The following is a 7,909-nucleotide window of genomic DNA, read 5'->3' as shown; positions in this document are numbered from 1 at the left end:
CGCCCGAGAAGTCTTCAACGCCCTCAAAACCGACCTACTCATCACTTGACTTCTATAGGACTATCCACCGGCTACGGCACGTTGATCGCAACGTCGACTTCGTCGGAGAAACACGCGCCCGCTGCCGTGAAGGCCTTGACCCTCACAGAGTTGACGATCTTGCCAGGTTCCACAAGATCGTCTTCGTCGAGCAAGTAATCCGACGCGAACCGAACACTTTCACCCGGAACAAGCTCATCGACGGCATCGAGCGGCCGCAGCGGCGACGTGAGCGCCAGAGGCCGGAGAACCGCGTCGGTGAACGAACGCTGGATCGCGGTCACCCCATAGAGTTCCACCTCGGTGCTGTTCGTCACCGTCACGGTGAACACCAGCAGGCTGCCTGGCATAAGCGTATGGCGCGAAACTGTGTGTGTAACGGCGATCCCGCCCGTCACCGGCACCCACGGTGACTCCTCGATCCGCTCGGGAACACCGAGCGCCGCCCCCACTCTCTCGCACCAGCCGAGAACCGTCCCAACCGGAACATCGAGCGCTCGCGCCGTGGTCCCCACACTCGACGCCCCTGTGAGAACGCGGACGAGCGTTTCTGCGGCAACAGACGGCAGCAGATCTGCCATGTCATTCACTCCCCCATAAAGCCGAGCACCACGTCCCGTCTCGGTGCGAGACGGGACGTGGTGCTATCGACTAGTCGATCGAGCTGGACTCAGCCGTCGAGGCTCCGCTCCTCCGGCGCCGTATGACGATCAGAGCACCTCCGCCGGCGAGCAGCAGGGTCAGCGCTGCGAACAGCACAGGCCATGCGATCTCGCCACCCGTGGATGCCAGGTCACCAGGCGGGTCGGCCGGGGGCACGGTCGGGCATACGTCGTCGCCCACGACATTGCCGTTGTGCTCGAGCGTCGTCTGGTTGGCCAGGCCGCCGCGCTCGCCCGAACCGGGCTCTGGGCACGTCAGCACGCTCGGCGCGAGTGCATCAGCATCCGCTGAGACCACCACTTCGACCTGGTAGATGTGCGAGGATTCGGGCGCAAGGGTGACGCCGGCGGCGATGAGGTTCTCAGCGGCCTCCGTGTCACTCCCCAGACCCGTCCAGCCGCTCTCGGTGGTCACGCCCTCAGGTGCGGCGATCACGTCGGCCGAGACGATCTCGATGCCTTCGCCGAACAGCAGCTTGTCGTACACCTTGTAGTCACCGGCCACTCCACCGTCGTTTGTCGCGACGATGTCGTACACGACCGTCCAGCGGCCGTCCTCACCCTCGGTCGGTCCAGACGCCACGCTCTTGTCGACCGAGATCGAAGGGGGCTCGGCACACGCCTGACCCTCGTCGACGGCTCCCGTCGGGTCGGTCATAACAGAGGTGTTGTTGAACGCACTGTTCGACTTGTCACCGGCTGGGCCGCATCGCGTCGGGTCGTTCTCACCCGATCCGGCACCGTCCAGGTGGATCGGAACATCGGCGATCACCGTCACCTCATAGTGGTGAGGTGTGTATGCCGCGTCGTTGTTCGCCAGAAGCGGGACGGCAGAGGCGATGCGATCGTTGCCCTGGCCGTCCCATGCCGGCTCAGCGAGGGTGACGCCATCTGGCGAGACACTCACAACAGCTGACGCGATCTTGGCCTGGTCCATAAAGCGCAACGTGTCATCGAGATCGTACGAGGTTGCGTGCGGCTTCTCGTTGATGACGTCGATGCCGTACACGACCTCCCACTGACCGCCACCGATCGGGTTCGCCGAGATCAGTGTCTTGTCGTGATCCGGCTTGCCGACCAGCTCGAAGCCCGCCGGGTCGCAGTTGATCGTCGGCGGCACCTCGGTGTCTTCGGGCTGATCCGCTGTCGCACACGCCGTGTTCACCAGCGTCTGCGGCATCGAGTCGTCGGCGACGATCTCGTATTCGTGAGTCTCTTTCGCGCCGGGGATGAGCTCCTCGACGATGAACTCACCGAGCTCGGGCTGCTTGTCGTCGCTCACCTTCACGTTCCGGAGGGTCCCCTGACCGGTGTTCTCGATCACGATGCGGTACTTGATGGTGTCGCCCGAGTAGAACTTCGGGTAGTCGGTGACATCGTTCGCGTCGCGCCAGTCTCCGTTCTTGTCTTGGACGTACTTCTTCAGTGCCGACGAGTAGTAGTTCGCGACAGTCATCGGCGCCGACGTGCGCATCACGAGTTCAGTGTGCTCGTCACGGGCCTGCGCGCGGTTGACGAGCAGGTCACCGCCGATGACCCCATCGGTCGTGATGTTCACCGTGAACGCCTGCGTCGCACCGGGAGCGAGCTCCGGCCCGATCACACGCACAGCCGTCGGGTTCTCGGGCATCGTCGTCGACCAGCCGACGGTGTTGCCGTCGACGTTGCCTGCGACGCCGTTCGACTCATCGGCCGGGTCGTCTGACAGCGACGCCGGGTCGGCGTCGGTGTAATACACCGTGGCGCCGGCGGCGGTGTTCACACCGGTCAGTGTGTAGCCGCCGCTGAACGAGGTTCCGCGATCGTCGCCGTTGTAGGGCAGGATGTCGATGGTGTCTGTGAACGCCTGCGGCAGCGGGTCGAACGAACGCAGCGTCACCGTCCACGAACCGTCACCGACGCCATCACCGTTCACGTTCGGGATGTATGGCGTGTCAGCCGTCTTGCCAATCGAGGTGTAGCCGTTGGAAGAGACGGTCACCTGAGCCGTGGCCGGCCGCGAGGCCGTCCCCGACACGGATGCTATCGCGGTGTTCTGGAGAACCGTGCCCGGCGCGATGCTTGCGTCGGCGATCGCTTCGTAGCTCAGCGCGTGATTGGCGTTGGTCTGCACTCCGTCGAGCGTCCACGTGAGTACCTGGCGCCCCTCGGCATCGATCGTGACCGCCGGTGCTGGCTCGGCCGAGCCCTCGACATACGACATGCCAACGGGGAGTGTGTCTGCGATCTGGTAGTCATCCACCGACTCGGGAAGGTTTGTCGGTACGTTCGCCGAGTACGTCAGCGAGAACACAACGGGCTGGCCCGGGTTCACCGCAGCGCGATCAGCCGACTTCTCGATATAGGGCGTGGCTGCAACGATGCGCACCAGATCGCGAAGCGCACCTACAGTGCAGGGGTACCGCAGACCCGGGGTGGGCGCGGCACACGCACCTGCGCCCGTGTTGTTCCAGCTTCGATCCGCACCGGCTTGCGTGAACATGAAGTTCCAGATGTCCTGGCCGACCGCCACATCGTCCTTCACGCGATATCCGACCGTCAGCGCGATGTGCTGCCCGGGGATATTCGCCGCCTCGGCCTGCCCCTGGGTCATCGTGATCCGTACGGCCTTGACAGTGCTCGGGTCGTCAGGGGGTGTAGTGGTCCACCCTGCTGTGCCACCGCACTCGAGGAAGGAGCTTGGGTCGTAACCGGGGCTGCCCGGGTTCACCGACGCGTGATTGCCGACGTAGTACGCGATAACCGCTCCCGGCACGTTTGCATTCGGTCGAGCATCCTGAAAATCGAGGTACCGGGTGTCGACCGGTGAACACATGCCGATGGGCAGATCGTCAGGCCGATCGATCATGGGAAGGCCGCTCACGAGCCCCTGTTGAATTCTTGTGCCAGGAGAGACGACGTACGAGTCGTCGTAGTTCGTGCCACCGGAACCGGTGTAGTTGCGCTGCCACGGCGAGGTGAACGTACCGGGAAAGAACCAGGTCTTGGTCACGGTGTTGTTCGCGGGGTCATCCGCCGCCGTCGCCGTCCCCGATGCCGAAGTGTAGGTCGGGGCCGACGACTCCAGCGTCACAGAGCCGGCTGTGGTGGGGACGATGCGCAGCCAGATCGAACCGCTGGCCAGCGCGACCTGGTCGACGGGCAGTGCCGCGCCGGTCGAGTCCTGCGCCGGGGGTGTTGCAGGTTCGTAGTCGATGCCGCTGAGGGTGAGGCGAAAGGTGTCCGCATCAAGCTGTTGAATCGTGCAGGTGTCCACCGGCGACACCATGCTTTCGGCCGGGTGGCTGCCTCCTGACCACGGGTGCCCGTTGGCGATACCGGTGGTGAACGGCGTGCACTGCTGGCCGCCGACGGAGATACTCGACGCCGCGTCCGACGCAATCGTCAGATCGTAGACGACGGTCTGAGGACCGGCTTCGCTCCGCTTGTCCTTGCTCAAGGTCCACTGCAGGTCGAGGTCGATCGTCGGGTTTCCCGGGTATCCCTGCAGATCCACGGTGCTCGTCGCGACGTCCCAACGGATGTCCATACCGAAGTCGTTCACGATGTCGATGGGCGTGAGATCAGCGGTGCCACCCTCGATTGCGCCCGTGCCGGTGAGCTGCGCGCCGGTTTCGCCGTCGGCGAGGATCGGCGTCTGAACCACGTGCGCAGTGCCTTGATCCTGAGTGCCGATGTTGCAGACGAGTGTCTTGCCATCTTCAGAGATGCTCGAGGCCGGCGTCACTCCGTCGACCAGGCACGAGCTCGGAAGCTCCACGAACGTGCCGTTCTCGATCGTCAACGTGAAATTGACGTTGTCGACCGGTTCGTTCGACGGCGCCTCTGCATCGTCGTTGACGTTCACCCGCCATTCGGCGTTGACGACGTCGCCGCTGCGTACCGTGGTCGGAGTGTCATCGGCCCACCGAGCGTTGATCTCATACACCGGCGCAGCGTTCGCGGCGACCGCCGGGAACAGCGACAAGATGAGCGCAGACAAGAGAGTGACGGCCCCCGCAGCGAAACCTCGCTTGCGCGTCGAGAAGGTCAGCGCGCTCCCCCGAGCGTTCACCTCCTCGAGCAGTGGTGTTGCCGACCGTCGTCGACGTGGATGGCGTGATAGCACGTTTCCCCCTTTTGTCGTTTCCAAAGCGCACTCAGCATCGATGGCGAGGGCTCCGTGTTCGAGGCCGCCCGGCAGTCGACAATGCGCTATCGGACAGCCAACCGTCTCTGTGCACGGCATAACGAGGGATGCTTCAAAAAGTACCCTCGAAATGGTCCGTTTGGATTCGGCTGGGGTGAGTCACGTGGTGCATATTCGAGGCTAGGCGCGGTTCGTCGGAGCACATGTCGAGGTTCCGTAGCGGGGGTACAACGGACGAGCTCCTCGGTCGAACGCGCGGACGAGCTCCTCGGGAGAACGTCGTCCGTAGATGCGCAATCACGCAGCGCCGGCTGCGTGGACCGCGGATCCCGATGGAGAACATGGCTTCGATGTCGCCACCACGCAACAACGATGGCACCGGCATCCGCGCGCGCCTGCACGGCGTTCCCCGCCTACCGGTTCCCCACGTTCCACGACCTCGGCTGGTACGCCTGCTCGACGAAGCCGGAAACAGGCCGCTGACCGTCGTGCATGCACCGGCGGGATACGGCAAGTCGACGGCGCTCTCCGAGTGGGTTCGCAGTCGTGCCTCCCAGCGAGAGACGCCACAGACGCTCTGGCTCACGGTGGACGACACCATCAGCGACCGAGCCGATTTCTGGGACCTGGTCAGCGTTCTGCTCACCGGAGACGCCTCCGTGCCGATGCTTCCCCCTGCCCGCAACGGCGTCCGTCCCACGATCCGCAGAAACATGCTGCGGGTCGTCGACGCCCTTCCCGAACCGGTCACACTCGTCGTCGACGCCTACGAGCGACTCAACTCCCCCGATATCGAAAACGACCTGCTGCACTTGGTGCACCACACCGATACGTTCAGCCTGGTCGTCGCCACACGAACCAGTACACGCCTCGAAACGTTCGAGACGCTGCAGCACCTGGATGCGACGGTCCTGGCTGCCGACAACCTCGCCTTCACCTCGGAGGAGACTCACGCCCTCGACCGGCTTATGGGTGAGGGCCGGCTCGACCGGCTCGACCAACGAGGTCTCGACGAGCTCAACCGGCGAAGCGCCGGGTGGCCGCTCGCTCTGAAAGCAATGCTGCTGCAGCAGCAGAAAGAACACGTCCGGGCTTCTGTGACGGCTCTGCCCGAGAACAGTGTCGAACGCCTTCACCGTCTGCTCATCGGCGACATGGGGTCGCGCCCAGACTTCGACTACCTCGTCACGACCTCGGTCGTCGAGAGCTTCACCACCGAGCTGGCCGAAGCCCTCGGCGCGCGGCCGGAACAGGCCGGCATCCTCGTCGAGGCCGAGGCGAAGGGTGCCGGTTCATGGAACGAGGACGGAACCAGCTTTCGGCTGCACCCGATGGTTCGCCAGGCGCTCAGCGAGAGACTCGACGAGAAACGCAAGCAGAGACTTCATCGCAACCTGGCAATATGGCACGCCCGGCACAAGCGGATGCCACAGGCGTTCCTGGCCGCCATCGAAGCGCTTGATTTCTCGCTCGCCGTTCGCCATGCCCACTCGTCGTTCGTAGAGATTGCGCTCGTCGTCGCACTGAACCCCGACTCCCTGACGTCGTTGCCTGTTGAGCTGCTCCACAAGCACCCCACGCTGTCTCTGCTCGTCGGCATCGCTCACTACGCGATCGGCAACACCAGCCGCGCGGTCAGACGATTCCTCCTCACCATCTCCACGAGCGAACGCGCAGCGTGGAACGGCAAGGGGCCTCCATCCGTCGATCAGGTGTGGAGCCAGGGCGCTCTCATCCTCGCACTCAGGCTCGCCGGCCGATACGACCGCCTGCCTTCGGCCCTCCGGCGTCTCACTCGCATGCTGCATCAGGCCGACGAATCGCAAACGGACCTCGAGAGTTCTGAGCATCTGTTCGTGATCGAGATCGCGGTCACGCACGTGTACCTCGATGACCTCGCTGAGGCGGACAAGACTCTCGCCAGCCGACCGCGGTACCCCGCATCCACGAGAACGCGCCATTACGACTTCTACGCAGACGCGCTCACCGTGCTCGTTAACGCGGTGCAGGGAAACATCGACAGCGCTCAAGCGGCCCTCGACACGATGAACACGATCTCGCTGCCACGAGGATTCAGGCAGAGTTTCTTCTCGGTGCCGATGCATCTCGGTGCCGCACACATCGAGCTCGAGAAGTTTGACCCGGAGTCGGCGTGGAGGGAATTGGAACACTGCCTGCCATACTGGCCGACGTACGAGAACTGGCCACACATCCTCACTCTGCAGGCACAGATCGTGATGGCGCAATCCGGGCCAGAAGCAGCGCTCGACGTGCTTCAGCGTGGTCTCGCAGAAAAGCATGAGCATCCCTCGATCAGCGCAGCTGTGACGGCCAAGCTCGACGCCGCCAAGGCCGAGCTGCTGCTGGCAGCGGGCCGGGTAAGTGAGGCGGCGTCCCTCTCGACCTGGAACCGCCGCCGCACATATACACGTCTCGCCGTTCCGGCCGCACGGGCACTGCTTATACGCGGACAGTTCACCGACTCGATCCGCACCGTCGATCTGCATCTCAGAAGCGCAACACTCAGCCCTCGTGTTCGGGCGCATCTTCTGCTCGTCGCCGCATCGGCCGAGTTGCGAACGGGATACAAGCACTCTGCTCATCGTACGTTCGACCGTGCCGCACGACTCGCGTTGCCTGCGGGGCTTCGCCTGCCCTTCGTAGCGATGCCACGAGACGATTTCCGTGTGCTGGGCGCATCACTCCCTGCTGACATACGCGAGTCCGTCGAGGCGACCCAGGACTATTTTCCCGCTGCCGTCCACCGGAACGACCTCACCAGCCGTCAACGCGTCATCCTCGTCAAGCTTGCCGGACCGGCTCGACTCGAAGACATCGCAAAAGAACTCTCGATCTCTGTCAACACGGTGAAAAAGCACGTAAAGGCGCTCTATCGGGCGCTCGGTGTGTCCGCACGAGAAGACGCCATAGCCGAAGCGAAACGACGACATTACCTATAGTGGTCTCGGCTGGGAATGAGTCGCTACAGGATCGAGCTCCGGCCCGCTGCGCTCAAGGCCCTACACAAGATCGACCCGCAGGATCGCAAGCGAGTCCAAGGCGCGATCGCTCTCCTCGG

The 7,909-nt window shown here is 63.9% G+C and carries 3 protein-coding genes; 1 reads left to right on the top strand and 2 read right to left on the bottom strand.

Translation table 11 applies throughout. From position 1 onward, the window contains the following. Positions 1-71: 71 nt before the first annotated feature. Both ACYVF5_RS02405 and ACYVF5_RS02400 read right to left on the bottom strand, forming a co-directional pair. A complete protein-coding gene (locus tag ACYVF5_RS02405) occupies positions 72-620 on the bottom strand; it encodes a hypothetical protein (protein WP_460942922.1) in 549 nt (182 codons plus the stop codon). Positions 621-690: 70 nt separating this feature from the next. Beyond that, entirely contained in the window at positions 691-4,809 is a 4,119-nt protein-coding gene (locus ACYVF5_RS02400; RefSeq protein WP_460942920.1) for a DUF7507 domain-containing protein, read from the bottom strand. Positions 4,810-5,180: 371 nt separating this feature from the next. Between ACYVF5_RS02400 and ACYVF5_RS02395 the strand changes: the two genes are divergently transcribed. Continuing rightward, on the top strand, positions 5,181-7,790 hold the full coding sequence (locus ACYVF5_RS02395) for a LuxR C-terminal-related transcriptional regulator (protein WP_460942918.1): 2,610 nt from the start codon (positions 5,181-5,183) through the stop codon (positions 7,788-7,790). The last annotated feature ends 119 nt before the right edge of the window (positions 7,791-7,909 follow it).

Source organism: Okibacterium endophyticum (assembly GCF_054780075.1).
This window is presented reverse-complemented; position numbering and strand designations above follow the sequence as displayed.

What these genes read in the sequence shown, in the direction of transcription:
- ACYVF5_RS02405 (WP_460942922.1), bottom strand. Translation starts at nt 620, where the DNA reads ATGGCAGATCTGCTGCCGTCTGTTGCCGCAGAAACGCTCGTCCGCGTT.
- ACYVF5_RS02395 (WP_460942918.1), top strand. Translation starts at nt 5,181, where the DNA reads ATGTCGCCACCACGCAACAACGATGGCACCGGCATCCGCGCGCGCCTG.